This window comes from Ralstonia flaminis (assembly GCF_958415495.1).
Taxonomy (GTDB): domain Bacteria; phylum Pseudomonadota; class Gammaproteobacteria; order Burkholderiales; family Burkholderiaceae; genus Ralstonia; species Ralstonia flaminis.
This window is the reverse complement of record NZ_CATZLL010000026.1, coordinates 1-24951: the sequence shown is the minus strand read 5'-3', so window position 1 is coordinate 24951 and position 24951 is coordinate 1. Positions and strand designations below refer to the sequence as shown.

General features: G+C 63.4%; 26 protein-coding genes. 5 read left to right on the top strand and 21 right to left on the bottom strand.

The window, feature by feature from the left end; translation table 11 throughout:
- Positions 1-88: 88 nt before the first annotated feature.
- Entirely contained in the window at positions 89-1297 is a 1209-nt protein-coding gene (locus R2N11_RS25845) for an aminotransferase-like domain-containing protein (RefSeq protein WP_316682922.1), read from the bottom strand.
- Positions 1298-1432: 135 nt separating this feature from the next.
- Here R2N11_RS25845 and R2N11_RS25840 point away from each other — a divergent pair, with 135 nt between their 5' ends.
- On the top strand, positions 1433-1786 hold the full coding sequence (locus R2N11_RS25840; RefSeq protein WP_316682921.1) for a glyoxalase superfamily protein: 354 nt from the start codon (positions 1433-1435) through the stop codon (positions 1784-1786).
- Positions 1787-1869: 83 nt separating this feature from the next.
- Here the strand turns inward: R2N11_RS25840 and R2N11_RS25835 are convergent, their stop codons facing one another.
- The 5 genes from R2N11_RS25835 to R2N11_RS25815 all read right to left on the bottom strand — a co-directional run bounded on the left by R2N11_RS25835 (position 1870) and on the right by R2N11_RS25815 (position 7237).
- Entirely contained in the window at positions 1870-2052 is a 183-nt protein-coding gene (locus R2N11_RS25835) for a hypothetical protein (RefSeq protein ID WP_199031505.1), read from the bottom strand.
- Positions 2053-2123: 71 nt separating this feature from the next.
- Entirely contained in the window at positions 2124-3179 is a 1056-nt protein-coding gene (gene rtcA, locus R2N11_RS25830; protein ID WP_316682920.1) for an RNA 3'-terminal phosphate cyclase, read from the bottom strand.
- A 47-nt stretch (positions 3180-3226) separates the two neighbouring features.
- A complete protein-coding gene (locus R2N11_RS25825; protein ID WP_316682919.1) occupies positions 3227-4036 on the bottom strand; it encodes a nucleotidyltransferase domain-containing protein in 810 nt (269 codons plus the stop codon).
- 44 nt (positions 4037-4080) lie between these two features.
- Positions 4081-5295, bottom strand: coding sequence for an RtcB family protein (locus tag R2N11_RS25820; protein WP_316682918.1), 1215 nt, complete (start codon positions 5293-5295; stop codon positions 4081-4083).
- 382 nt (positions 5296-5677) lie between these two features.
- Positions 5678-7237 (bottom strand): vWA domain-containing protein, encoded by a 1560-nt coding sequence (locus R2N11_RS25815; protein ID WP_316682917.1) that lies wholly within the window; start codon positions 7235-7237, stop codon positions 5678-5680.
- Between the two features lie 197 nt (positions 7238-7434).
- Here R2N11_RS25815 and rtcR point away from each other — a divergent pair, with 197 nt between their 5' ends.
- Together rtcR and R2N11_RS25805 are read left to right on the top strand one after the other, a co-directional pair.
- Positions 7435-9033, top strand: coding sequence for an RNA repair transcriptional activator RtcR (gene rtcR / locus R2N11_RS25810; RefSeq protein ID WP_316682916.1), 1599 nt, complete (start codon positions 7435-7437; stop codon positions 9031-9033).
- A gap of 53 nt (positions 9034-9086) precedes the next feature.
- Positions 9087-9992: a LysR family transcriptional regulator gene (locus R2N11_RS25805; protein WP_316682915.1), complete on the top strand. Its 906-nt coding sequence runs from the start codon at positions 9087-9089 to the stop codon at positions 9990-9992.
- 7 nt (positions 9993-9999) lie between these two features.
- Here the strand turns inward: R2N11_RS25805 and R2N11_RS25800 are convergent, their stop codons facing one another.
- From R2N11_RS25800 to R2N11_RS25780, 5 genes are all read right to left on the bottom strand, one after another.
- On the bottom strand, positions 10000-11013 hold the full coding sequence (locus R2N11_RS25800) for a zinc-binding alcohol dehydrogenase family protein (RefSeq protein ID WP_316682914.1): 1014 nt from the start codon (positions 11011-11013) through the stop codon (positions 10000-10002).
- 113 nt (positions 11014-11126) lie between these two features.
- The gene (locus R2N11_RS25795; RefSeq protein ID WP_316682913.1) at positions 11127-11888 is read right to left on the bottom strand and encodes a bestrophin-like domain; all 762 of its coding nucleotides are present in this window, start codon (positions 11886-11888) and stop codon (positions 11127-11129) included.
- A 67-nt stretch (positions 11889-11955) separates the two neighbouring features.
- Positions 11956-12867, bottom strand: a complete 912-nt coding sequence (locus R2N11_RS25790) for a patatin-like phospholipase family protein (protein WP_199031513.1) — start codon at positions 12865-12867, stop codon at positions 11956-11958.
- 117 nt (positions 12868-12984) lie between these two features.
- Positions 12985-13257, bottom strand: a complete 273-nt coding sequence (locus R2N11_RS25785) for a DUF1145 domain-containing protein (protein WP_316682912.1) — start codon at positions 13255-13257, stop codon at positions 12985-12987.
- Positions 13258-13460: 203 nt separating this feature from the next.
- A complete protein-coding gene (locus tag R2N11_RS25780) occupies positions 13461-13715 on the bottom strand; it encodes a hypothetical protein (protein WP_199031515.1) in 255 nt (84 codons plus the stop codon).
- 360 nt (positions 13716-14075) lie between these two features.
- On the opposite strand from R2N11_RS25780, the gene R2N11_RS25775 reads away from it, so the two are divergent.
- Entirely contained in the window at positions 14076-14480 is a 405-nt protein-coding gene (locus R2N11_RS25775) for a hypothetical protein (protein ID WP_199031516.1), read from the top strand.
- Positions 14477-15004 (top strand): YMGG-like glycine zipper-containing protein, encoded by a 528-nt coding sequence (locus tag R2N11_RS25770; protein WP_199031517.1) that lies wholly within the window; start codon positions 14477-14479, stop codon positions 15002-15004. Before R2N11_RS25775 ends, R2N11_RS25770 begins: the two co-directional genes overlap by 4 nt.
- A gap of 78 nt (positions 15005-15082) precedes the next feature.
- Here the strand turns inward: R2N11_RS25770 and R2N11_RS25765 are convergent, their stop codons facing one another.
- From R2N11_RS25765 to R2N11_RS25720, 10 genes are all read right to left on the bottom strand, one after another.
- Entirely contained in the window at positions 15083-16417 is a 1335-nt protein-coding gene (locus R2N11_RS25765; RefSeq protein ID WP_316682911.1) for a pilus assembly protein TadG-related protein, read from the bottom strand.
- Positions 16418-16447: 30 nt separating this feature from the next.
- Positions 16448-16918, bottom strand: coding sequence for a TadE/TadG family type IV pilus assembly protein (locus tag R2N11_RS25760; RefSeq protein WP_269848287.1), 471 nt, complete (start codon positions 16916-16918; stop codon positions 16448-16450).
- 31 nt (positions 16919-16949) lie between these two features.
- Positions 16950-17420: a TadE/TadG family type IV pilus assembly protein gene (locus tag R2N11_RS25755; protein WP_199031520.1), complete on the bottom strand. Its 471-nt coding sequence runs from the start codon at positions 17418-17420 to the stop codon at positions 16950-16952.
- Positions 17421-17761: 341 nt separating this feature from the next.
- Complete coding sequence (locus tag R2N11_RS25750; protein WP_316682910.1) at positions 17762-19126, bottom strand: transporter; 1365 nt, start codon at positions 19124-19126, stop codon at positions 17762-17764.
- Positions 19127-19262: 136 nt separating this feature from the next.
- On the bottom strand, positions 19263-20054 hold the full coding sequence (locus R2N11_RS25745; RefSeq protein WP_316682909.1) for a hypothetical protein: 792 nt from the start codon (positions 20052-20054) through the stop codon (positions 19263-19265).
- A complete protein-coding gene (locus R2N11_RS25740) occupies positions 20054-20770 on the bottom strand; it encodes a C39 family peptidase (RefSeq protein WP_199031523.1) in 717 nt (238 codons plus the stop codon). Before R2N11_RS25740 ends, R2N11_RS25745 begins: the two co-directional genes overlap by 1 nt.
- Positions 20771-20832: 62 nt before the next feature.
- Positions 20833-21609 (bottom strand): cell surface protein, encoded by a 777-nt coding sequence (locus tag R2N11_RS25735; protein WP_199031524.1) that lies wholly within the window; start codon positions 21607-21609, stop codon positions 20833-20835.
- Between the two features lie 25 nt (positions 21610-21634).
- Positions 21635-22207: a hypothetical protein gene (locus tag R2N11_RS25730; RefSeq protein ID WP_199031528.1), complete on the bottom strand. Its 573-nt coding sequence runs from the start codon at positions 22205-22207 to the stop codon at positions 21635-21637.
- Between the two features lie 32 nt (positions 22208-22239).
- Complete coding sequence (locus tag R2N11_RS25725) at positions 22240-22746, bottom strand: hypothetical protein (RefSeq protein ID WP_316682908.1); 507 nt, start codon at positions 22744-22746, stop codon at positions 22240-22242.
- Between the two features lie 839 nt (positions 22747-23585).
- Positions 23586-24752: a hypothetical protein gene (locus R2N11_RS25720; RefSeq protein ID WP_488281386.1), complete on the bottom strand. Its 1167-nt coding sequence runs from the start codon at positions 24750-24752 to the stop codon at positions 23586-23588.
- Between the last annotated feature and the right edge of the window lie 199 nt (positions 24753-24951).

Genomic DNA, 24951 nt, shown 5'->3' with positions numbered 1-24951 from the left:
GGCGATTGCCTCGGGATGGAGGGTGGGTGGAGCGCACCGGCATCACTGCCCGCGCGCCCCACCTGCCACCGATCAGACCTGCAGAGGATCAGGCGACCGGCAGCTCACGAATGGCACCGGCCAGCTTGGCGATGCCCTCTTCCACCTGCGCGAGCGACGAGGTGGCGTACGACAGGCGCAGCGTCGAGCGGTCTGGATCGACCGCGTAGAACGCTGCGCCCGGCACGAAGGCCACACCGCGCTCGATGGCGATCTTGGCCACATCCGCGGCGTTGCGGCCCGGCAGTCGGCCCCACAGGAACATGCCGCCGCGTGGGCGGTTGAAGGTCAGCTCGCTCTCGGGCAGCAGCGTACGCAGGCCATTGGCCATGGCGTGTGCACGCTCCGCGTAGGCAGCGCGCGTGCGCGGCAGCACGGTCTCCAGTCGGTTGCTGCGCAGATAGGCCGCCGCCGTGGCTTGCGCAAACGTGGAGGTGTGCGCATCGGCAAACTGCTTGACCATGACCGCGTTGCTCAGGAGCAGCGGCGGGGCAATCATCCAGCCCACGCGCAGCCCCGGCGCCATCACCTTCGACAGGCTGCCCAGATAGACCACGCGGCCCTGCGCACCCTCAGTCTGCTGGCTGAGCGCGTACAGCGACGGCGGCGGCGGTGCGTCAAAGTACAGCTCGCCGTACGGGTCGTCCTCGACGATCAGCAGGTTGTGTCGCACGGCCAGCTGCAGCAGGCGCTGACGGCGCTCCAGGCTCATCAGCGCGCCGTTGGGGTTGCCGAAGTTGGGGATCACATAGAGGAATTTCGGACGCGTCGTGGCCAGCGTCTTTTCCAGCGCATCCACGTCCAGGCCATCGGCGTCGGTCGGCACGCCAGCCACCTTGGCGCCGTACAGCTTGAACGCCTGGATGGCGGCCAGGAAGGTTGGCGCCTCCACCAGCACCGTATCGCCCTCGCCGATCAGCACCTTGCCCAGCAGGTCCAGGCCTTGCTGCGACCCGGTGGTGACCAGGATGTCGGTGTTGACGATGCTGGCGCCGCGCGCCTTCATCACCGTGACAATGGCCTCGCGCAGAGGCTCGAAACCTTCGGTGGCGCCGTACTGCAGGGCGCGGGCTGCATCTGCAGTGAGTGCGCTGTCAGCGGCGGCTTTCAGGCCCTCCACGTCAAACAGGGCCGAATCCGGAAAGCCACCGGCAAACGAGATCAGGCCCGGCTTGCCGAGCACCTTGAAGAGTTCGCGGATGGCAGAGGTTTCAACGTTTTGCAGGCGCGGGGCCAGCAGCGATTGCAGGAAATCCATGGCGTGCGTGTCTCTGTATGGTTCGAGTGCCCGCCACTTTACGTGATGTGCGCCGGCCCTGCATGCGAACAGGACATCACAAGGGTGGCTACAATGCCGCAGTCCATTTCCGCCCACCCCAGACAGGAGCGCAGCATGGCCGTCCGACGCATCGTCCCCAACCTGTATGCCCCCGATCCGGCGCGCGCCCGCGCGTTCTATGCCGACTTGCTCGGCCTGGAAACCGTGATGGACCACGGTTGGATCGTCACCTTTGCCGATCCCCATGCCACGATGGCACCGCAGGTCAGCATTGCCACCGAGGGCGGCTCGGGCACCCCGGTGCCGGCGCTGTCCATTGAGGTGGACGACGCCGATGCCGTGCATGCACGCGCCCTGTCGCTGGGCCTGGAGATCGTCTACCCGCTCGTCGATGAGCCGTGGGGCGTGCGACGCTTCTATGTGCGCGATCCGTTCGGGAACGTGGTCAACATCCTCGCGCACCAGTAAGCACGCAGCACACGCAGATACGAAAACGCCCGCACGTCGCTAGACGATGCGGGCGCTGAATGACTGCGGCGATTTCGCTGCAGTTACTTCGATCTGGCCTTCGGCTTGTGCTTGCCTTTGTGCGCCTTGGGCTTCTTGTCGACCACACGCGTGATGCCGCCGGTGGCAGGCGGGTCGCTTGCCGGGAAGGTGCCTTCCACGGCCTGCTCGATCAACTCCTCGCGCTTGTGAGCGTGCGGGTGCTGCTCTTTCTTGCCGCGTTGCATGGTGGGCTCCAGTTGGTGTTGGTGTTCAACCCCACGCGAATGCCGTGCCTGCCCGGGCCCGCCACCGGCCGTTAGAGCACGCGCACCAGCACCGGAGCGCCCGGCCCGACGGTCTCCACATCAAACGCCACCGGCAGGAACTTCTCGATCACGCTGAGGTTGGTCAGCAGATGCGACGAAGCCGCCACTGCGGTAAGGCTGCCCGCACCAGCCAACGCCATCGGCAAGACAAGCTGATCGGCCAGATACTCGTCCACCGCCGCCGTGCTTTGCAGGTAGCGCAGCGCCGCATGGGCGACATCCTTGCCAATCGTCTCGGCCGCCACACCGCGCTCGCCGAACCCCGTGAAGACCTCGGTGACATGCTCGTGCACGATGTCGAACACGAGCGCATTGCCGGGACCCTCAGCATTGCCGAGATCGCGCACGGTGCCTTCAACACCGGGCACGAAGCAGCCCAGCATGTCGAGCTCGCGCCGCGCCACGCCACCGCGCACACCTGCAACGATGCCTTCGGCACGCAGCGCCTGCTGCGCGCCGCGCTCAGTCAGATGCAACGCACGCAGCGGGCCTGCGCACGGCGTGACCGTCGCCTGCACCTCGCCGCCGCCGGCCGGGTAGAAACCGTGGCGCTTGAGCGCGAGCGTCTGCGTCACGCCCATGCGTTCGACCAACGGCAGCCACGCGCGGATAAGGAAGTCGACCGGCGGTGCTGCGCGGTTGTGCGTGCCGCCGCTCACTGACACGGTGCTCGGCGTATCGGCAAACCACAGCGCAGGCAGGATCGTCTGCAGCACCAGCGTGCAGCTGCCGGCCGTACCGATGGCAAAGCGGTAGTCGCCACCACGGATGGTCCCGGGAGTGAAGCGCAGCGTCTGCGAGCCCGCTTCTGCGCCCTCCACGGTGGCGCCGCTGATCTCCACGGCCGCCTGCACCGCCGTCAAATGCTGGCGCAGCAGGCCGGGCTTGGAACGCTTGGCGCGAATGTTCTCGATCTGGAACGGCGTGCCAGTCAGCATCGACAGGGTGAGCGCCGTACGTAGGATTTGTCCGCCGCCCTCGCCCTGCGCTCCATCGAGTTCGATGCAGGTGGCGGGTTGCGATTGAAACTGCAATTGGGTGTTCATGGTTTGTTCTTCTTGTTCGTTTGCGCACCCGCCAGATGGGGTGTGCGTCAGGTTGTACAGGGGGGGCGCGTCAACACGGTGTCGTAGAGGAACGCATCCAACGCTGCCGGGTTGCCCGCGGCCTGCCGGAAATCGGCCGGCACGTCTTCCTGCGCCAAGGCCTGTTCGATAAAGGCGTGAATGCGCGGAAAGCGCGCCCCGTATTCGGCCTCGCCGGATTCCATCTTGATCGCCAGCAACTGGTTGATCTCGTCACGCAGCGCGGTGTCTCTCACCATCACATCAGCCAGATCGGCAAAGCGCATCGGTGGGATGCCGCGCCCTTCGTCGATCCACTGTGCGGCCAGCAACGGACGCAGCACGTACAGGTACTTCTTCATGCGTACGGTCTCGCCCTGCAGGTAGCCGCGAAAGTTCTTTGCCGCCATCGACACGTAATGCCAGCGGCCCTTGCGCTCGGAGAAGAACGTTGGCGCCAGCTTGCGCATGCACTCGGCCAATGCCGCGTCCTGGCGGTACACCACGGGCGAGGCGAGCCACTCCAGCAGCGTCGGGTTGGAGCGGTGCATCAGCTGCAGCGCCTTGCGCAACTCCCAGCCGGAGATGTCCAGCTCGTCGCTGATCGGCAGTTCGATCACATCGCGCTGCGGCTCGACGCGCAAGTACCACTCGGGCTGATGCACGTAGACGAAGCGCACGTCGTAGTCGCTGTCGGGCGAGGCAAAGCCCCAGCCCCGGCTGCCCGATTCGCACGCAAACAGCACGCGAACGTCGTGCTGCAGCTCGATGCTGGTCAGCTCCGCCAGCACGCGCTCGCGGATGGTGTCGGAGACAGGGTGGGAATACAGAAACGTCATGATGTTCACTTGTTGTTCTTGTTGTACGAGCGCGGAGGGCGAGCTTATCCCTTCACACACACCACCTGCCGCAGCGTATGCACGATCTCTACCAGATCCGCCTGCGCCGCCATCACATGGTCGATGTCCTTGTACGCCATCGGGATCTCGTCGATCACGTCAGCATCCTTACGGCATTCCACGTGGGCTGTGGCGCGAACCTGGTCATCGACCGTAAAGCGCTTCTTTGCCTGTGTACGGCTCATGGTGCGGCCCGCACCGTGGCTGCACGAGCAGAAGGCCTCTTCGTTACCCAGCCCGCGCACGATGAAGCTCTTCGCCCCCATCGAACCCGGAATGATCCCGAGTTGCCCCTTCTGCGCCGACACCGCGCCCTTGCGCGTCACCAGCACGTCGCGGCCGAAGTGGGTTTCGCGCTGCACGTAGTTGTGGTGACAGTTCACCGCTTCCACGTCGGCCGCGAACGGCTTGGTGATGACTTTGCGCGCGGCAGCGATCACGTTTTGCATCATCGTGGCGCGGTTACGACGCGCGTAGTCCTGCGCCCAGCCGACGGCTTCGACGTAGTCATCAAAGTGCTGGCTGCCTTCTTCAAAGTACGCGAGGTCACGGTCCGGCAGGTTGGCGATGTGCTGTCGCATATCGGCCTGCGCCAGCTCGATGAACAGGTTGCCGATGGCGTTACCCACCCCGCGCGAACCCGAGTGCAGCATGAACCAGACGCGTTGCGCTTCATCCAGGCAGACCTCGATGAAGTGGTTACCGGTACCCAGCGTTCCCAAGTGCTTGTGGTTGTTCGTCTTGGCGAGCTTCGGGTACTTGTCGGTGATGCGCTTGAAGCCGTCGGCAAGTTCACCCCACATCGCATCGACCGTTTCCGGCGGCGTATTCCAGGCACCCTTATCGCGCGGGCCCGGCGTACGGCCGTGCGGCACCGCTGCCTCGATGGCGCTACGCAGGCCGTGCAGGTTGTCCGGCAGGTCTGCGGCCGTGAGCGTCGTGCGCGCGGCCATCATTCCGCAGCCGATATCCACACCCACGGCGGCCGGAATGATCGCGCCCTCGGTCGGGATCACGCTCCCGATGGTCGAACCCTTACCCAGGTGCACGTCCGGCATCACCGCCAGGTGCTTGAAGATGAACGGCATCTTGGCCGTGTTCATCAGCTGCTTGCGGGCGTCATCTTCTACCGGCACGCCGTTGGTCCACAGCTTGATGTCGGCGCCGTTTTCAACGTGGAGAGTGTTGTACTGACTCATGATCTTTCGTTGCTTCCGTTCTTTTCATTATGGGGCCCGATGTCGTATTGGCAGTGACATCGGGCGTTGCATTGGGGTCGGCGACTAAAGTTGGCGAAACAGCGCGCTCTATCCACTGAGCTACGGTCCCCCTGATTTGGGACCGACGGGATTCGAACCCGCGACCTCGATCTTCATAGGATGTAGTTCCGCCGGCATTCGCCGAAAAACTAAAAGGTGGTGCGACTAGGGGAGCGAGTGGTCTCACGCTTTCGCGCGGGTCGGGTTCGAACCGACTGGATACCGATGTACACCCGCAGGCATTCGCACCTGGCGCGTCAGGACAAGCTCTTCAGCATTCGTGACGCGCCGGTAAAACGTTGTTGTTCATTGCACAGACGGCCTACAGCACCGTCGCCTCGATGGCCTCGACCCAGTGGCCTGCGCCAAAGCTACCGGACGCAAACTGCGCGATCACGTCGAACACCGCATCGCCAAAACCACCGACGTTGAGGATGTCCGCACGCTCCACTGCTTGCGTGGTGCCGTACGGCTGCAGATCGATGCAGACCAGCTTGGCTTGCGGGTTACGCAGCTTCAGCAAGTCCCACTGCAGCATCGTCTGGGTGGCGCCACGACGCGTGGCATCAACCCACGACTCGTTGTCCGACACCAGGATCACCACATCGACCTTGGCACGCTCTGCCACCAGTTGGGCCAACGGCGCCGAGCAGTTGGTACCGCCACCACCGATGGCCGCCAGCTTGTCGGCATTGGTCATGACCGAGTCGCGGGCGTTCAGGCGCACATCCACCACACGCTGCTCGAACGGCAACACGCGTGCCGTCGGATGCGAGCGCAGGATGGCCGCCGCCACCAGCGCCGCCACGTCGATACAGCGCACGACCGAAGTCGCACCCTGACGCCAGCCCGTTACCGGGCTGCCCATTGAGCCGGACACGTCCGGGCACACGACCACGTTGCCCTCAAGCTTCGGCACGTTGGCCAGCGACACATCCAGCGCATCCTGCAACGCTTCACGCACGGCCACCGGCACCGGATCAACCGCTGAACGGTAGGCTGCCAGCAGTTGATACGGGTACACACGTGCCTTGCGCACCTGCGCCGCATCCGCCAGACGGGCAGCCACACGCTTGGTCACACCCGGCAGGCTGAACGCACCTTGGCGACCCAGCGTGTTCAGGTTCATGCGCAGTGCGTGCCAGCCCATGCGTTCAGACAGCACCGCCCATTGCGCAGCGTTCAACGGCGCGTTGGTCAGCAGTTGGAACGGCACGTCCGGCAGCACCTTCGACTCACCGGCGCGAAACGCACACAGCTCACGCGTCAACGGCGGCAGTTGCGTGGCGTCATACGGCTTGCCGATCAGCCACGCAAAGAACGCGGCGCGCCAGGCATCCGCCGGCTTCGAGTGCACCATCTTCACGACATCCGCCAACGACGGTGCGTTGCCCACGGTGGCCTGCAGCAGTTGCACTTCCGTAGCGCTGTTCAGCCACGCCTGCACGAGCTTCTTCGGGCGGCTGCCGAGCGACTTGCGGCCGGTTGCGCCGCTGCGCACGATCTGCACGAAGTTGCGCAGCATCTTGCCGGTGTCGATCGTGCGGCCGAACACCGTCGGCAACAACGCGCTGCCCTTGGCCGCCAGCACGGCGGTCAGCAGGGCCGGCATGTCTTTCATCAGGCCGCGCTCGCGGCTGTACACCGCGGTCTTGGCGATGAAGGCGTCGTCCACTTGCAGCGCCAGCTGCAGCACGTCGGCCAGCTGCGTCTCGGCCGAGGCATAGAAGGTCTGGTTCAGGCAGCCCGTCATGGCCAGTTGCGCCAGCTGGTGCTGGGGCGACATCGCATACGCCGGGGCGCCGGCTTGGTTGATCGCGTCGGTCGCATTGGCTTGGACCGTCTTCGCGAGCAAGGTCTGGAATAGTTGCTGGTTAGCCATTTGGCATCTCGCGTTGTGTTGTTGATGCCTTCTCTAGTGCAATGGGTGTGCCAGGTCACTCCAAACCGGACGCCGATCGATTTATCCCATTGATTTCATTGTGCTTTTTGCAAATCAACGCAGATGTTGGCACGCCAAACTTCCCGAAAATACGATCCATTGATATATTGATTTATCTTTTTGGATAGCACTTCAGGATGCGTAAAACCGTCGCCATCGGCTTTGTCGGCACGACGCTCGACTACGTAGGCAAGGGCGCCCAGCGCTGGGAACGTTGGCGGCCGAGCGTCGGCCTGTGCCAGCAGGACGACCTCGTCATCCACCGGCTGGAGTTGCTGCACGACGTGCGCAGCCGCAGCCTGTTCGAACGCCTGCGTGCCGACATCGCCGCGGTGTCGCCCGAGACCGAGGTGCGCAGCGTCGAAGTCTCGCTGCGCGACCCGTGGGACTTTGAAGAGGTCTACAGCACACTGCACGACTTCACGCGCGGCTACGCGTTCGACACCGAGGCTGAGGATTACCTCATCCACATCACCACGGGCACGCACGTCGCGCAGATCTGCTGGTTCCTGCTGGCCGAGGCGCGCTATCTGCCGGCGCAACTCATCCAGACCGCGCCGCCGCGCAAAAAGGAGTTGGGCAACACGGCGGGCAGCTACAGCGTCATCGACCTGGACCTCTCGCGCTACGACAAGATCGCCACGCGCTTTGCACGCGAGCGGGAAGACACCGTCTCGCTGCTCAAATCGGGCATCGCCACGCGCAACCCGGCGTTCAACCGGATGATCGAGCAAATCGAGCGCGTGGCCTCGCGCTCCAAGGCGCCGATGCTGCTGTTCGGGCCAACGGGTGCGGGCAAGTCGTTCCTCGCGCGCCGCGTGTACGAGATGAAGAAGGCGCGGCACCAGTTCGCCGGCCGCTTTGTCGAGGTGAACTGCGCCACGCTGCGCGGTGACAGCGCCATGTCCGCGCTCTTCGGCCACGTGAAAGGCGCCTTCACTGGCGCGCAGACGGAACGCGCCGGCTTGCTGCGCAGTGCAGACGGTGGCCTGCTGTTTCTGGATGAGATTGGTGAACTGGGCCTGGACGAGCAAGCCATGCTGCTCAAGGCCATCGAAGAGAAGCGCTTCCTGCCCTTCGGCAGCGACCGCGAGGTCGAGAGCGATTTCCAGCTCATTGCCGGCACCGTGCGCGATCTGCGGCAGTGGGTGGCCGAGGGCCGCTTTCGCGAAGACTTGTATGCACGGATTAACCTGTGGACGTTCGACCTGCCCGGCCTGGCCGATCGCCCGGAAGACCTGGAGCCGAACCTCGATTTCGAACTGGCCCGCTATGCCCGCGAGCACGGCGAACAGGTGCGCTTTCACACCGAGGCGCGGCGCATCTACCTGAAGTTCGTCACCTCGCCGCAGGCACGCTGGACGGGCAACTTCCGTGAACTGTCGGCCAGCGTCACCCGGCTGGCCACGCTGGCCGAAGGTGGCCGCATTACCGAGGCCGATGTCGCTGACGAAATCGCGCGTCTGCAGCGCACGTGGGCCGAACCGGATTCGGCGGGCGGGGATAGTGCGCTCGCAGATCTGCTCGGCGACGAGGTTGCATCCATCGACCTGTTCGACCGCATGCAGTTGGAGAACGTGATTGCCCTCTGTCGGGAATCGGCATCGCTGTCGGATGCCGGGCGCCGGTTGTTTGACGTGTCACGCACCGAGAAGGCCAAGGTGAACGACGCGGACCGGCTGCGCAAGTATCTCGCCCGGTTCGGGCTGGATTGGGCAACCGTGCGCACGAGCTAGGCACTCGGTAAGATGCCGCTCATCCTGCGCCATTCCCATCGAAACCTGCAGCAATGATCCGCCTGGAAGACCTCACCATCTTCGTGCTGGCCGTAGACAACGGCAGCCTGTCAGCGGCGGCCCGTGTGCTGAACATTGCACCGGCAGCGGCCAGCGCAGCAGTCAAGCGGCTGGAGGCCGAACTGGGTGCGCGGCTGCTGGCGCGCTCCACGCGCAGCCTCGCGCTCACGCAGGAAGGCGAGCGCTACCTGGCGCACGCCCGCCGCGCGCTGGCCGATCTACAGGCCGGACAGGATTCCCTCGCGCTCGGCCGGCAGGCCATCGGTGGTGATGTTTCGCTGTCGATGCCGTCGGACCTGGGGCGCAGCGTGCTCGCCGGTTGGCTCGACGACTTCCTCACCGAGCACCCGGCGGTGGCGCTGCAGGTGCGCATTGGCGATCGGCTGGTCGACATGTTCCGCCAGCGCGTGGATGCCGCAGTGCGCTACGGCGAGCCGGAAGATTCCTCACTGGTAGCGCTGCCGCTGGCGCCCGACAACCGGCGCGTGCTGTGCGCCGCGCCCGCTTACTTCGCACGGCACGGCGTGCCCCAGTCGCCCGATGACTTGCTCCAGCACAACTGCCTGCGGCTGGCGTTGTCCGACACCACGCACGACCAGTGGACGTTCCATCGGGCGGCGGACACGCAGGTGGTACGCGTTACCGGCAACCGTGTGGCGGACGACGGTGAACTCGTGCGCCGCTGGGCGGTTGCCGGCCACGGCATCGCGTACAAATCGCGTCTGGACGTGCTGGCCGATCTGCGTGCCGGCCGCCTGCAGGCCGCCCTCACCGACTGGCAGGGCGAGGCCGCGCCGCTGCACCTGATCTGCACGCACCGGCTGGCGCTCTCGCCCACGTTGATGCGGCTGCGCGATTTTCTGCAAACGCGCATCAGCGGCTACCTGGCCGACGCCTGAGCCGGTATCAGAACCCTTCCAGCACGATCTTGCCGCGCGCCTGATTGCTTTCGATCAGGGCATGGGCGCGCTTGAGGTTGGCGGCGTTGATGACGCCAAAATGCTCGCTCATGGTCGAGCGCAGCGTACCTTCGTCAATCATGTCCGCCACGCGATTGAGCAGGCGGTGCTGCTCGATCTGGTCATCCGTGCTGAACATCGAGCGCGTGTACATGAATTCCCAATGCAGCGATAGGCTCTTCGCCTTGAGCTTGCGCGCGTCGAGCTGCGCCGGGTCATCAATCAACGCCAGACGGCCCTGCGGCTTGAGCGCTTCAACGATCTGCTCGAAGTGGTGCTCGGTCTGGTTCAGGCTGGCCACGTAGTCGACCTCCGGCACGCCGATGCGGCGCAGCTCGGCGGCCAGCGGCTGGGTGTGGTTGATCACGTGGTGTGCGCCAAGCTCGCGCACCCAGGTGGCCGTCTCTGGGCGCGAGGCGGAGCCGATCACGGTCAGGCCTGTCAGCCGCCGCGCAAGCTGCACGAGAATCGACCCCACGCCACCCGCCGCCCCCACGATCAGCAGCGTCTTGCCGCAGGGCGTGTCTACCTGCGGCACTTGCAGCCGGTCGAACAACAGTTCCCATGCGGTGATGGCGGTCAGCGGCAACGCGGCCGCCTGTGCGAATCCGAGTGTGGCAGGCATCTTACCGACGATGCGCTCGTCCACCGCATGCAGCTCACTGTTGGTGCCGGCACGTTGCAGGGCACCGGCATACCAGACCGCATCGCCGGGCTTGAAGAGCGATACTTCCGCGCCCACGGCGCGCACGATGCCTGCCGCATCCCAGCCCAGCACGCGCGGCTGGTTGTTCGCCGGTGGCATGCCGGCACGCACCTTCACATCAACCGGATTGACCGAGACGGCGCGCACCTCCACGAGTAGGTCGTGCGGGCCAGGCACGGGGTCGGGCAAGGTCAGGTCGACGAGCGCGTTGGGCGCATCGATGGGCAGGCTTTCGTAGTAGGCAACGGCTTTCATGGTGGGCGTCCAGTTGAATCGGATGCGCGCATCATGAGCGCACCGCATGCAGGGAAACAGCCGCACCACGCAGATTCAGTTTCAACGCCAGGCAGAAAATCCCACCCTGCCTGTCAATGCTGCATGGAAGCCGCCAGCGTCTTGAGGTTGACCGGATCCACATGGACAAACCCGCCGCGCGGGCTGTCGATGTCGGCAATCAGCATGAACGACAGCGCCAGTACCAGGGGCAGCAGCAACTGAAGCACCCCGCGCATGCGTGCGCTGCGCGTGCCGTAGCCAACCATGAACGTACCGCATGCCCCCACCATGAACAGCAGCACCCAGGCAGCCACCGGAATACGGTTGCGCCATGCGGCCTGGGTATAGCCCTGCGCGTTGAGCACGTCGTTCATACCGCTCACGGCCAGCGCGACGATTGGTGTGGGCTGTGCGGCGGCAGGCCCGAGCACCGCCGCCCACAAGGCGTCTTGCTGGCGCGAGGTTTCGGCCTCGAGTGCGGGCAGTTGCCTGGTGTCGTGGCTGCTGTAGAGCCGGATGCGTACATCCACATACTTCGCCAGCAGGCCGCGCAGGTTGGCGGCATCGGCAGCGGGCAGCAGGCTGGCCCGCGCATATTCGGTGCCGATGGCGTTGGCCTCTTCCTCTTCGTAGTTCTTGCGCGTGTCGTAGCGGCTGATGGCCATCGAAAACGTGAAGCCGATCATCAGGCCGAGCAGCGTGAGCGTGGCCGCCTGAATCACGTCAAAGTCTTCGTGCGTACTGCCATCCAGCGCACGGCGCTTCGATACGGCCGAGCCGATACGCGCCGCGCCCGCCAACACGATCAGCGCCATGAGGAACACCTCGATCGGATGATCGATCACCACGCCCATGAGACCCCCAATGCTGTATTTGTGACGGCGTGAGCATACGACATCCGCCACCCGGGCGAAGACGGCGTCAGGCAGTCGGCATGGTGTGCGGGTCGACGCTGCAGCTCGGGCGGTCTTCGTCGTGATGATGTTCACGCAGGGCACCGGGGATACCAGTTCCGGCAAGACCGTCAGCGGCCAGCCACGCGGCGGTGGCGGCGGCGGCGCGATCGATCAGCTCGCCGCAGCGGGCGTAGTCATAGGGCGACACATCGAGCGGACACAACGGCGGCACCACGGCAATCGGCACCTGCCCAGACCAGCGCTCCAGGTCCTGTACAAGCTGGCGCGCAACCAGCAGTGACAGCGCATTGAGCGCATGCTCGATGGCGCTGCGCGGGGCACGCCGGTCAGCACAGGCAAAGCCGGCGGGCAGCACGACGATACGCGTTGCACCGAGCCGGATCGCAGTAGAGATTGGCGTGTTGTTGGCAACACCGCCGTCGATCAATAGGCGATCACCCACGCGCACTGGCGGAAACACCCCCGGAATGGCGGCACTGGCCAGCACGGCCTGCACGATCTGGCCGGAAGACAGCACCACCTCGGCACCCGTCTGCATGTCGGTGGCCACCACGTGCAGGGGCAGCGTCGCTGCCTCGAGCGGGGTCTGTGCAAAATGCCGCACAAGCAGCCGCTGCAGGCCAGAGGCATCCACCAGATGCGCGCGCCTGCCGCCCAGCATGCCGAACATGGCACGCCAAGACCACGGCATCACATCCGCACGGCGCACGCCGCGCCAGAGCGCTTCGAGTTGTGCTGTGCCCGCCGCATGGGGGTTGCATGCGAAAAAGGCCGCATTGATGGCGCCGGCCGATGCGCCGATCACCATGTCCGGAACCACACCCGAGCCCACCAGTTCGCGCAGCATGCCGGCCTCGATGGCGCCCAGGCTGCCGCCGCCGGCAAACACAAACGCTGTTCGCTCCGCTCTGTCCATGATGAATGTCGCATCGCAACAAGGCGAGCGCGTGGAGGGGATGACTCGAACAGAGTAGCCCGCGATAGCGGTTGCGGCTAGGTGGACAAAACCGACAACCGCCGCGGCAAGGCGTGATCAGCGCGTGTTCCGGGCAGCATCCGCCATCGGCTTCCAGTGCAGAAAACCGAACAACATGGTCAGCAGCACGCTATCGAACAGGGGCCCTTTGTGCAGCGCGACCTTGCGGAAGCAAAACACCACCTCCAGCAGATGCGCCGCCAGCAGCACGACAGCAACGATGCGCACCCAATAGATGACGTCCGCCGAGAGTGGCAACGGCATGGCATAGCTGCCCAGCGCAACGCCATAGACGGCGAGCAACAGCAACTTGTTGAAGAAATAGAGCACGAGGCAGCCTCCGAGAACAGGATCAGGTCGCGGCAGCATACAGCGCCAATGCGCGATCGACCTGCTTCAAACACCGGGTGTAGAGGCCGGAGACGAGAGGACGCAAGCCTGAAGCAAACTTGAACTGGGCTTTGCTGGAAGCCCTCTGGCCCTGTTACTGGGGACAGGTCATCTCGTCTGTGAAGGGCGATACAGCCAAAGAACTAGTGTGCGGCCTTCGCCGATTCCACAGCCAGGGCCAACTCGCGTTCAGCTTGACGCAGCAGCTCTTCAGCCTTCGCGCCATGACCGTCCATGTCGTAGTGGTTGGCTGCTCGGGCGCGCTCCATCTCGTGGATCGCCTCCTGAACGTGCTTGTGGGTCTTGTCGAGGTCACGCCAATCCACGACTTTGGCGGCGATTGCGACGCCCGCAGTCAACGTCATGGCGACGATCACAATTTGCTTGATGGCTTTCATAGCGGCTCCTAGTCAAGTCAAGGGCAGATTCATAGAGGCCCGGTGACTCCGGGCACTTGCAGAACGTTGCTCCAATGTATGCGGTTGACGTGCGAAGTGCGCTGCCACCATTGGACTGAACGATGTGTCTACGTGCCGCACGCCAGCACACACGAGCGCGAAACCAGCAAACGTTGGCGCAGCGTGATCACCGCCACATCATGTGCACTTTGTGTGTGAAATCTTACGGGGCGACGACCAAGCCGTAACAAGCGTAACGCGCCCTTTCCTGGTGACGTGGCAATGGAATGCCGGCACTACATTGACTGAACGTACAGGCAGCGCTCCGTGCGCTGCGCAGTCGCACACGAGGCAGTCAGCATGCGTGTTCATACCGTGAGTATCGGGAGCATCGTCATTGCGGTCATGACCGCAGCGGCAGCCAGCATGGCGAGCGACCCCGCGTTCGCTGATCGCTGGCATGGCAGGGGGCGCGTTGGCATTGGCGTGTACGTCGGTCCGCCGTGGGGCTACCCCTATCCGTACTACCCTGGCTACTACTATCCGCCCGCCGTTGTCGCAGTGCCAACCGAACCGCCGCAGTACATCGAGAAAAGCGACATGGCCACCGGCGACGCAGACGAGCCGGAGGACCAAGGCTATTGGTACCACTGCGCCAAGCCGGAGGGCTACTACCCCTATGTGAAAACCTGCTCCAGCGGCTGGCAGAAAGTGCCCGCGGTGCCGCCATCGCCTGCACAGAACAATGCGGGAGTCCCGAAATGAAGCGCGTATTCTGGTGGCCCTTGCCACTGACGCTGGTGGCGCTGTCCGCCTGCACAACAATACCCGCCGGCCCAAGCGTGATGGCGTTGCCCGGCAGTGGCAAGAGCTTTGATCAGTTCCGCGCCGACGATGCCGCTTGCAGGCAATTTGCCTTCGCGCAGATTGGTGGAGCGAGCCCAGGGCAAGCCGCAGCGGACAGTGCCGTTGCCACCGCTGCGGTCGGCACCGCACTGGGAGCAGCAGCAGGCGTGGCGCTCGGCGGCGGACGCGGCGCAGCAGTCGGCGCCGGCACAGGGTTGCTGGTCGGCTCGGCAATCGGCGCGAACAACGCCCAGTACTCCGGCCAGGCCACTCAGCGCGGATACGACGCTGCGTACATTCAATGCATGTATGCCTCGGGCAATCGTGTTCCTGTCTATGGCGCAATGATGGTGCGTCCATCCACTCCGGCGGCACCGCGCTATGACTACGGCCCACCGCCACCGCCTCCACCCGGCTACCCCGGCGCAGATGGGGCACGCTGAAATCACACCGATCTGCCAATCGCGCAGGTATTCGCAATGATGCTCACTCTGGGCGCCGATGCAGCTCGTAATACTGTTCTACGTAGCGTTCTGCGGAACCAGTCGCGGTTTGGTCAGGGAATACGAAATTGCACTGAAGGCTGCGTTCAGATTGATGGAGCCCCCGGCCGCGTTCGGACAGGTGTCTGAGAAGAAGTACGACGGCCCCGAGGCAATCTGCTGCATGGTGGTGCATGGCGTCAGATCGCTGCCGCCATCGCTGCAGCTTGCAGAAGTCGAACCGCCGCCAATGTAGGCAACCGTATAGATCAGGGTACCGGTCTGACGCGCCGTGGTAGCAGACGTGACCGCAGCCTTGCACTCCTGACCATAGGTACTCTTGTAGGTGTTGCCCAACTGGCTTTGCGATGAGGTGGCATCGCCGTCGCTCAAGAGAATGATCACGTTTTGCCCCGGGGGGCTTTGCCCTTGCGACATGTTTTGCAGAGCTGCCTGCGCGGAAGCGATCGCCTGCGCATAGAACGTTCCGAGCCCACCGATTGCAGGGATGCCACTGCAGCTGCCACCTCCCAGCGCCTGGACAATGCTTGATCCAGTATTGAGCGCACCATTTTTCAGGTACCCGCTCCCAGGCCCAGTCACTTGATAGGTTGCGCCGCTGGTCACGACACCCGTGCCGACGGCGGAATAGCTGCTGGCGATGCCCTGCTGCCCTGAACCACAAGAAAAATCGGTGTCCTTGCTACTGCCAGCCAGGGGCGGAAACACCATCAGCCCGACATTGTCGCCGGCGTTTGTCAGGTTCTGCAGAAGCAAGAGCGCCGCCTGCTGGGCACACTGCAACCGCGTCAGCGATTTCTTGCTTGCACTCGGGCAGTTCGAATCCGTGTTGTTCATCGACGCTGTCGTGTCCAGCACGATCATGACGTTGTACTTCGCGGGGCTGCCAGCCCCTCCGGCGGCCGCCTTGGAACTGGCTGCAATCGCGAGGGACTTGAACCCGAACACGCCAGCGAAAGTCAGCGGCACTGTCGCCTGCTGCACCACCTGAATCGCGTTGTATTTGGAGACCGCGCCAGATGCCGGTAGCTGCGCGTTCGTCAACTGCAAGCCGGTAATGGTGGCACCGGATACCGTTACCCCAGAAGGCATCGCGTTCTTGCCTTTGCCGGCCGTGTACGCCATCGCGTTCGCTTGTGCCGTCGTAAACGAGCTCGTCCAGAGGTCTGCGGCGCCGGCCAGCGCTGCTGCGTCGGTGGCAGCCTGCAGACGCTTCTGGCAGTAGAACAGATACCCGGCATCGATCGCGAGACCGGCAATGGCAATCAACAGGATCATCGAGAACGCTGCCATGATGCCGATGGCACCCTGTTGCCGTCTTGCTGCCAGCCGTTTGATGGTTGATCGTTTCATGGCATTTGGCTCCGATTCGAGTTCGCCCGCCTACTGCACGCGCTCCACCGACGTGGCACTGAGTGATTTCGGCAATAGGTTCGACACACCCGGGAAAGCGCCCCCAAGCAGCGGCTGATAGGGGCCGTAGGTCACCGTCACCGTCGCGCTGGTGACTGAGCCGCCCTGCACTGCGCTGTTCAAATCGAGTGCGCAGGCCGAATCGGTGCTGCATGAGGTACTGCCGACGTAGGTCGAGTAGCTCAAATTCGGCGCTTTCAGGGTGGCAGCGGACGCTTTGATCTGTGTACTGGTGTCGGAGTACGGTGTATTGCTGCCACGCTGTCCGGCAAAGAAACGTGCACCAGATGCCGCCGCGTTGACCACCATCACGGCGTTGATGGTCAGCCAGCCGAACTCCGCAACACCCAGCGCCAATAGCATGAGAAATGGCGACAGCAGGGCGAACTCCACCGTTGCCGTACCCCGTCCCCTGCTTCTTCCTATTGTTCTGAGCTGCATGGCTTCCCCCGATCCTGCTGAACAGCCTGTTTCACTGCACAAGCTCCGACATGCTGGCCTGCAAGGCGGTTGGCAACAGTGATGCCTTGCCGGCCAATGACCCGCCAACAATCGGAGCAAATGCATAGCTGATGGCGACACTGGCCTGTGTGCCCGGAGCAGGCGCTTGGGTCCCGGTGCCCAAGGCAGTCGTACACAGTGCATCGTTCTGGCACGACGCTCCCCCGACAGACATGGTGATCGTCATGCGGCTTGCTATCGTCGACTGCGCGCCGAGCGACGTCGCTGCCGCCAGAATTGCGCTTTTGGTATTGGTGTAAGGCGCGCTGTAGCCGCGCTGCGTTGCCAGAACGCGAGCGCCCGTGGAGGCTGCGGTGGCGAGTACAACGTAGTTGTAGAGCAGCCAGCCAAACTGCACGGTGCCGAGAAGAAGCCCAAAGAAGATGAGCGCGACGAGTGCGAACTCCACTGCCGCCGCTCCGCGTTGGCGGATGGCTTTCATCTGAACTCCCCGTTCCCAAGGAACAGCAAGCGGTGCTTGCTTTCCTGTTGTCTTTCTATGCTTTTGTCGCTCGTTTTGTCATGGTGGTGGCGTTCCCCCAACCAAGCTCAACGATCGCGGTTGCGCAGTACATGAGACATTTCTAGCACACGGATGGCATGCGCCTATCGGCCGAAAGACTAGTGCCTGAACGTCCGCTTGGATAGGCAGTGATTGCGACTTAGCGCCACGTCCCGTGACGAAGAGATGGATCGCCGTCGTTCATCCGGAACGAGAAGAAGGCCCAGACGATGGACGCACGCAAAGCGCCCGCCTGGGCCCAGAACCGCCGCTTCACGCAACTACCAGGTGTATGGGAAGCGTAGCGAGAAGACGTAGTTGGGCGCATCCGGCGTCAGGCCCATCGCCAGCGTGGCGCTGATCGACAGGTTCTTCGTCAGCACATGGCTGATGCCGAAGGTCATGGTGCCCACGTTGGTCTTGCTGCCCACCACAGATTGCTCGGCGCCGCCGTCTGGTGTGATGTGCGTATTGCCCGAATAGGCCGTGCTGTAGGCCATGGTGAGTGCGGTGCGGTCATTGAGCGCCAGCGCCAGGCCACCGCCCACGGTGATCGTGTCGCCCAGCTTGACCTTGCCCGGCTGCACGACACCCACGGTCGACGAGATGTCGGCAAACGAGCGCGGCACAAAGTACGTGTAGCTGGCATTGGCAAACAGCACCACTGGGTCATACGTCTTCAGAAACGACACACCCAGCGTGCCGCTCCACACGCCGTTACCCGTGGGCAGTTGCTGATCAATGATCAGGTTGTTGTTATTGCTGTCGGCCTGGATCAGCTTGATACCAAATGGCGAGCGCCCGGTAGGCGCGCGCACGCGGAAGCTGCCGACGATATCCGGCCAGTCGACCGACTCTTTGACGAGCTGGTAGTAAATGCCGGCACTTACGTCGCCCAGGCCGGCGGAGGACTTGTCCGCCTCGCTCACCGTGCTCGAAGCGCCACCTGCACCACCGCTGAAGAACGTGCTGGAGCGATACACCGCCGGCACGGTGAAGTCCGCGCTCAGCCGGTCGGTAAAACCATAGCGGCCAGTGACGTCGAAGGTGGTGACATTAGCCTTGGTCTGCACCAAGTTGATCTGCCCGAGGAAGATCGCGTCCAGCGCAAGGAAACCCGAGAGCGCCAGATTGCGGCGGTCGTAGTAGCTGTAGCTGAAGCCGGTATCCAGCGTGAAACGCCGCTCGAACAACGGCGCGTGCTCGGCCTGGAAGACGAGATCCTTACTCTGGATGCGGGGTTTTTCGTTGGGGTCGGCACGCCCGGGTGTGGTGCTCTCGCTGGCGGGTGCGGCAGCGCCATCGGCTTGCGAAAGCAACGCGCCAGAGGGTTGCCCGGTGGACTGTGTGGCGGCGACCGAGGCGACCGCCCCGGCCGCCCCCGCCGATCCGTTCGACGTCGATGCAGCGGATGGCCCGTTGCCACCCACACCACGTCCGCGCACGCGCACGAGCTCCAGATCACCCACGCGTTCTTCCAGCGCCTCGATGATCTTCTGCTGCCGCTCGATGGTGCGCTGCAGACGTGCGAGCCGCGCGTCGAACGAGTTGTCGTCGGTTTGCGACTGCGATTGCGCCCAGGCCGCTGCAGGCAGCAACGACCAACATGCCACTGCACACGCCACTGCCGTGCGTCGGTGTCCCATGTTTCCCCCCGGAAAGCAAGGTGGAGGCTTAAGAGCCTCCGTTTCGGCACGCCGGCCCATTGCCAAGCGCCGACTCTCACTGTCTGCCTGTGCGTTCTTCTAATGCGCCGTTATAGGGAATTCTGCATCGCCACGTCTAGCGGCGTAAACCCGCCACCGCCTGCAATGCCTGCGCCACGCCGATCTGAGCCAGCTGTTGACGCGACATCGTCTGAATTTGCAGCTGGATCGACAACTGATTGGCAATGACCTGTGCATTGCCCGCCAGTTGCGCCACCTGCATCAGGCTCCCCGCCACCCCGGCCAGATTGGACGTTACCGACTGCGAGGCAACGCCCATCGGGCTGGTGATGGCCACCTGCACGCCGCCCGCGCCCGCCTGGGCCTGGGCGACAAAACCGTTCTGAGCCGCCAGCGCCGACGAACCACCCGAAGGCAGTGTAGGCAATGGAGCGGCCTGCATCGAGATCGATGCGGTGTTACTTGCCAGGTTGTTGTTGCCAGCCACCTGTGTCACCTGGCCGACACCGTTGACCTGTACCCCGGCCCCGCCCGCGGCACTGGCGCCGGACGCCGCGCCTGCCAGCGCACCCGCCCCCATCTGCACCGACGCCTGCGAGCTCACGTTGACGCTGGCGGCATTGGTGCGCAGGTTGGTGGCCAGCAGGCGGGCCTCCGCAGACGCCTGCCCGGCTTCATTGCGCCACTGCGAGGCCATTGCGATCATGAAACCACTGACGATGCTCGCGCCCAGGTACTTACCGCGCTGCTGAGCCAATTCGCCGTCGTCCGCCAACTCCACCACGGTGCCGCCATGGAACAGCGCCGCCTGGTCGGATGACTCTGACGGCGACGCGCCAGCATTGGCACCGGCACACCAGCCGGCGCAGGCTAGTGGAACGATCCACGCAATAGTCTTGGTCTTCATCAGAACAAATCCCATCGGGCGGGCCCGAACTCCAATTGAGGCGGCAGCGCACCGCCGGCAAAGGCGGCATTTTCACGCGCGCGCAGCGTCGGAGCGTTGGTCTGCATCAATCCGGAATCGGCCCGAACGGGTACGTCGCCGACGATTGCGAAAACGAGGCCGTTCCACGCAGGAGCAAACTCCCATTCCTGCATGATGCGGTTGCCCAGCGCGGGGTCGGCGATGAACACCCGCCCCTGAGCCGCGCGCTTCACGACCACGAAGTGTTGGTACCCGTTCAAGTTCAGCAAGACGATCACGGGAATCGCCAGATCGCGCAGCGCCGTCATGTCAACGCGGTAGCCGCGTCCGCGAAACCCCAGCGTCTGCACGTAATTGCGCATGTCGAGCATGGAGAAGCCCTGCTCGGCGACCTGCTTTGGGTCGCTCACTTTCATCATGTCGGCAATCACGCGCTTCTCTTCGATGTCCATGCCGTAGGCATAGCGCAACAGCGTGCCCACGGCCGCAGCACCACAACTGAAATCCTGCTGCTGGCGCATCACGCTGCGATAGCGCAGCTCTGCCATGCTCCTGACCGGCTTGTTCAGCGGCATCTCGCTGTCGGCACGCAGTGCAATCGCGCCTTCCTGCGCGTGTGCCTGCGCGGTCCACACGCCGCATGCGCAGACCACGCATAGCCCGATCATGCGGCTCCATCGCTGGTTCAATCGCATCACTCCCCCCGGGGGATCACGCCCGGCCGCACAAGGCGGCCGGGCAATGAGGCAGTTTTGCTTTAATTCGCAGCCTTGGCGGTGGCGATGGCCAGACCGTTGTGCTGCAGGTTGCCGGCGCCGGCGGCAATGTTCACACCGATATTGCCCATGGCGTTCATCAGTGCCGTACCGTTCAACGATGCAACGTTGGTCGGATCGCAACCGTTCAGGCGCAGCGAGTTGTTGTCGGCCGCCTGCGTGTTGTAGTCCGTGGCCTTGGCGATACGGCCCGAGCTGTTGGTGGAAGCCGCCATGCCGTTTTCTTGCAGTTCACCAGCACCGGCAGCGATGTTCACACCGATGGTGCCCTTGGCGCCGTTAAGCGCGCTGCCACCCAACGATGCCTTGTTGACGGCATTGCCAATTGCCAGCGATTCACCCGGGTCCGACTGGTTGTTGAACACCTGCGCAGAAGCGAACACCTTGCCGGCATCCACTGCAGCCAAGGCCACGTCGTTGGACTGCACATTGCCTGCGCCGGACGTCACGTTCACGCCAACTGCACCCTGCGCGCCTTGGAGTGCTTGACCATCAACCGTCGCCTTGTTGCTGCCACGCGGCAGGTCGACTGAGTTGTTGTTGCTGCTCTGCGTGGAATCGACAACTGCCGACGATTCCGAACTGAACGGCACAAAACCCAGTGCCAGGCCGTAGCCCTGCACATGGATGTCATTGCTGATATCGGTCACGTTGGTGATAACCGCACCGGACGAAGTTGGCCCACCGCGATCCTGCGCCTGGACAGCACCTGCGGCAAGCAAGCTCAATGCGGCGACGGCAATCAGTTTGGCTTTCATGGTGATCTCCCTTCCTTTGCTGCTGTTAAAAAAGAGTGCCCGCCGGGGGACGGAGCACAAAGACGTTGGATACGACATTCCCCGTTCCTGCCGCCTGGTTCACCTGCACGACGCCGGAGGTATTGCGCAACGCGGTCGATGCGATCGACGCGTCTTGCCTGCCCTCCGTCGCGGGCGCGACATCCTGACGACGAGACTGCACTGCCACGCCAGACAGGGCACTGTCGGCAAGCGGCTCAATGTGGTGGGATTGCTGTTGCACAACGGAAGCGGTGGGTGCAATGACCGCAACGTTCAGTTGCGCATTGCCGGCGCCGCTAGCCTGGTTAATCGACACCAGACCCGCTGCACCATTGAAGGCAGCCCCTGCCAAGCGGCTCGATGCCGACAGGCCTGGCACAGCCCGACCGACAACCTGTGATGACACGACGCCGGCCTCATCGGTGGACAGGGCCGCCAGGTTCGCTTGGGCGTTGCCAGCCCCCGACGCCTGATTGACGGCGATACGTCCGGCCGTGTTGGCAGCGGCATCCCCGTCGATCACGGCAGACAGCGGTACCCCCTGAGCCCATGCCGCGCCGGTCGCCACGATGCTCATAGCCACCACAACGCGGGGCAGCGTTGTCGATTTCACGGCTGACCACCTCGTGAGAGCGGTGCCAGCGCGCCACTGATCTGCGAAGCGATGCCGGCCGTAGCCTGCACCACTTGGCCACCCACACCGCCAACGGCCGCCCCACCAACGGCGGTTCCGACCGCGAGCCCGCCCGCTGCGGGCTGCAACCCACTCGACTGCGAGGTCAGCACGCGTTGCAATCCCGTGGTGGCGTTGGCGGCAGATGCATGCGACGTGCCGAGTTCTCCGTCAGAGAGCACAGACATGACCGACCCAACGGATTGATTGAACGCCTGGGTGGGAAACGGGCTAACAGCGGTGCGCACCGGTAAGGCTTCAGTGGGCACACCCCGATAGGCGATACGCGACGTGACGTCGCGCTGCACGATGATGTCGCCCTCGTCTGCAAACGCCGGTGCGCCGGCAAGCATCATTGCAAGCCCCGCAGCCAGTGCGGTTGGCTCAATCGCGCGGTGGATCGCCAAGCGCCAGGCATGGCGTCGCGAGGTGATTGTTGGCATGGCTGGCTCCTCCCCGCAGGGCATAGAGCGACATCTGTGCCAGGACGACTAACACCTTGATTTCCCTAGGAATACGCCCGCCCCCAATGGCAACACCCTGCTCAAGCACACGTTTTTGTGTCGTGGCTGAAACAGGCAGGTCATTGAATTTGGAGGCGCAAGCTGGCACGAACTGGATATCGCCAGCGCTCAGCACATCAACGCATGATGTTTCTGTCTTGAAGCACCCCGGTCGGCACTCGCGCGAAGCGCTCGGAGCACCGGTACATTGCATGCGTAGCGGGGGTTCGCATACGCGCCTAGGCGTCGACGAAAATCAAATTCGACGATATATGCATCTCGATGCGCGAGAGCGAAGTTTGGGGCGGAGGTTGGGAGGCGCGTTCGTATGCGGTGGAGGCGCGCGTGAGCGCATGAAATGGGCTCTGCAGAGGAGAACAGCAGATGCAAACCCGGATGTCTGCCACGGCAACGTGGCGTTTCAATTAGTTGTTGCGCCGCCCGGAAACCCAGTGTTCACAAGGGATGCCGGGACAACGGCGCAACAACTTCGGAAACGCGGCGCAACAACTTCGGAAACGCGGCGCAACAACTATTTCGAATCGCTACAATTTTTTGAACTGAGGAAACGAAAGCGTTTCAAAATTTCATACCGGCACCTCGCGAGGCAGCACCGCGTAAGGCCCGGCCGCTCTGGACGGCCGGGCACACCTCACCGATTTCACCTTCACATCGGACGGCATTCCCCGCTGTGGTGCAAATGGGAAATGAAAGCGTTCCGATTGTTGCCCGGCAAGGCTTTGCGGTGGGCGGAGCCCATACAATCCTGACCGTCCTTGTCATCCAATGAGGTCGTGCAGAGACTCTTCTTCGAAGTCAAGCAGTCCTCGCTTGGGCGTACCCTGCGCTTTTGTAGGCACGGGCGTCTGGTCACCCGAAACCCCCACAATTGAACGCACCGCGTCCACGTGTCCTTTTTCTTCATGCCGGCGCGCTGCTGCCTTGCGCTTCGCAAATGGGAGCGGCTCGCCGACGCCAGTAGAAGAGTTTTTCTCGGCCTGCAATTGTCGCTGGTGTTTAGCTCGTGACAATGAGGACTTCGGCACTGCATCCTCCACGGTGGTGTGCTTGCGCGCGTCGTGTCGCCCCGATTTCAGCCCCCTGTTCTTCATCAAGCTTATGTAATCGTGCGTCCACGTCGGGTTGTCGCCAAACGACGCCACCGTGCCATCGGTAGCCTCCAGCACATCAAGGCGCCCACCCAAATCTTCCCAGAGCAAATAGGTGGGAGCATTGGGAATCTCCAGCGTGTTCACGACCAGAGTCTTTCCGCCGCTCTCATGAGCCCGAGCGACCGCCTTTAGCCTGTCTGACGTGTAGCGCCTCTTCTTAATGCTTACAATCCCGCCTGGAGCGGGCAGTGGTTTTTGGTTACAAAGCGTGCGGAAAATTCTGTCCTCCGTCCACTCCCACTCGGAATCACCCCGCTGCAGACCTTTGTTGTAGGCGAAAATTTCGGCGGGTACAGGCCTCACACCACTCTTCAGCATATCCACAGTTAGAAGGTGCCTGACGTCCATCGTCAGGTTTCGCCGGCTGATGACAGTGAGCAAGGCGCGCATGAACTGGTCGAGTGTCACAACTACGTCCTTCGTGACGCGGTTCCGTCGGCGCCTATCCTCATCTGCATTGCCGGTGGTGTGGGTAGAACCAGGCAAACACCGCAGCTCTTTTTGGGTATCCCCCATAACCTGTTCGATGTGTCCTTTTCCCTCGGGGTCTCCCGGTCGGGCCATCAGCGCATCCGCGCGAAGTCGGTCGACTGCCGCACGCTGAACGTTTTCCGCGATGCCAGGACCGCGGTCTACGAAGATTTGGCTAGCGCAGCCATAGACCATGCCCAGTAGATGCTGCATCTTCCATCTCGCGAGTTCTCGGTCCTTTGGGGTGTAAGCGCTAAACAAACAGTTCTTGTAGCAGTCGCCGTTTTCAGTCCCAAACGTCACGTACCAACCAACTGACGTGACCGGTTGTTTCGAGTCCAGGTTGAAAGAGAGAATTCAACCCTGGCAAGGAGCAACCCAAGATGCCCCGCAAGAGCTTTGCCGACCTGTCGCTGGAGAAGGCGATGCTCAAGGAGGTCGCTTCGGGAAACTGGTGAGCCCCGAGCGACGCCGGCGCGCCGTGTGCATGCTGCAGGAACGG

What these genes read in the sequence shown, in the direction of transcription:
- R2N11_RS25845 (WP_316682922.1), bottom strand. Translation starts at nt 1,297, where the DNA reads ATGGATTTCCTGCAATCGCTGCTGGCCCCGCGCCTGCAAAACGTTGAA.
- R2N11_RS25840 (WP_316682921.1), top strand. Translation starts at nt 1,433, where the DNA reads ATGGCCGTCCGACGCATCGTCCCCAACCTGTATGCCCCCGATCCGGCG.
- R2N11_RS25835 (WP_199031505.1), bottom strand. Translation starts at nt 2,052, where the DNA reads ATGCAACGCGGCAAGAAAGAGCAGCACCCGCACGCTCACAAGCGCGAG.
- rtcA (WP_316682920.1), bottom strand. Translation starts at nt 3,179, where the DNA reads ATGAACACCCAATTGCAGTTTCAATCGCAACCCGCCACCTGCATCGAA.
- R2N11_RS25825 (WP_316682919.1), bottom strand. Translation starts at nt 4,036, where the DNA reads ATGACGTTTCTGTATTCCCACCCTGTCTCCGACACCATCCGCGAGCGC.
- R2N11_RS25820 (WP_316682918.1), bottom strand. Translation starts at nt 5,295, where the DNA reads ATGAGTCAGTACAACACTCTCCACGTTGAAAACGGCGCCGACATCAAG.
- R2N11_RS25815 (WP_316682917.1), bottom strand. Translation starts at nt 7,237, where the DNA reads ATGGCTAACCAGCAACTATTCCAGACCTTGCTCGCGAAGACGGTCCAA.
- rtcR (WP_316682916.1), top strand. Translation starts at nt 7,435, where the DNA reads ATGCGTAAAACCGTCGCCATCGGCTTTGTCGGCACGACGCTCGACTAC.
- R2N11_RS25805 (WP_316682915.1), top strand. Translation starts at nt 9,087, where the DNA reads ATGATCCGCCTGGAAGACCTCACCATCTTCGTGCTGGCCGTAGACAAC.
- R2N11_RS25800 (WP_316682914.1), bottom strand. Translation starts at nt 11,013, where the DNA reads ATGAAAGCCGTTGCCTACTACGAAAGCCTGCCCATCGATGCGCCCAAC.
- R2N11_RS25795 (WP_316682913.1), bottom strand. Translation starts at nt 11,888, where the DNA reads ATGGGCGTGGTGATCGATCATCCGATCGAGGTGTTCCTCATGGCGCTG.
- R2N11_RS25790 (WP_199031513.1), bottom strand. Translation starts at nt 12,867, where the DNA reads ATGGACAGAGCGGAGCGAACAGCGTTTGTGTTTGCCGGCGGCGGCAGC.
- R2N11_RS25780 (WP_199031515.1), bottom strand. Translation starts at nt 13,715, where the DNA reads ATGAAAGCCATCAAGCAAATTGTGATCGTCGCCATGACGTTGACTGCG.
- R2N11_RS25775 (WP_199031516.1), top strand. Translation starts at nt 14,076, where the DNA reads ATGCGTGTTCATACCGTGAGTATCGGGAGCATCGTCATTGCGGTCATG.
- R2N11_RS25770 (WP_199031517.1), top strand. Translation starts at nt 14,477, where the DNA reads ATGAAGCGCGTATTCTGGTGGCCCTTGCCACTGACGCTGGTGGCGCTG.
- R2N11_RS25765 (WP_316682911.1), bottom strand. Translation starts at nt 16,417, where the DNA reads ATGAAACGATCAACCATCAAACGGCTGGCAGCAAGACGGCAACAGGGT.
- R2N11_RS25760 (WP_269848287.1), bottom strand. Translation starts at nt 16,918, where the DNA reads ATGCAGCTCAGAACAATAGGAAGAAGCAGGGGACGGGGTACGGCAACG.
- R2N11_RS25755 (WP_199031520.1), bottom strand. Translation starts at nt 17,420, where the DNA reads ATGAAAGCCATCCGCCAACGCGGAGCGGCGGCAGTGGAGTTCGCACTC.
- R2N11_RS25750 (WP_316682910.1), bottom strand. Translation starts at nt 19,126, where the DNA reads ATGGGACACCGACGCACGGCAGTGGCGTGTGCAGTGGCATGTTGGTCG.
- R2N11_RS25745 (WP_316682909.1), bottom strand. Translation starts at nt 20,054, where the DNA reads ATGAAGACCAAGACTATTGCGTGGATCGTTCCACTAGCCTGCGCCGGC.
- R2N11_RS25740 (WP_199031523.1), bottom strand. Translation starts at nt 20,770, where the DNA reads ATGCGATTGAACCAGCGATGGAGCCGCATGATCGGGCTATGCGTGGTC.
- R2N11_RS25735 (WP_199031524.1), bottom strand. Translation starts at nt 21,609, where the DNA reads ATGAAAGCCAAACTGATTGCCGTCGCCGCATTGAGCTTGCTTGCCGCA.
- R2N11_RS25730 (WP_199031528.1), bottom strand. Translation starts at nt 22,207, where the DNA reads ATGAGCATCGTGGCGACCGGCGCGGCATGGGCTCAGGGGGTACCGCTG.
- R2N11_RS25725 (WP_316682908.1), bottom strand. Translation starts at nt 22,746, where the DNA reads ATGCCAACAATCACCTCGCGACGCCATGCCTGGCGCTTGGCGATCCAC.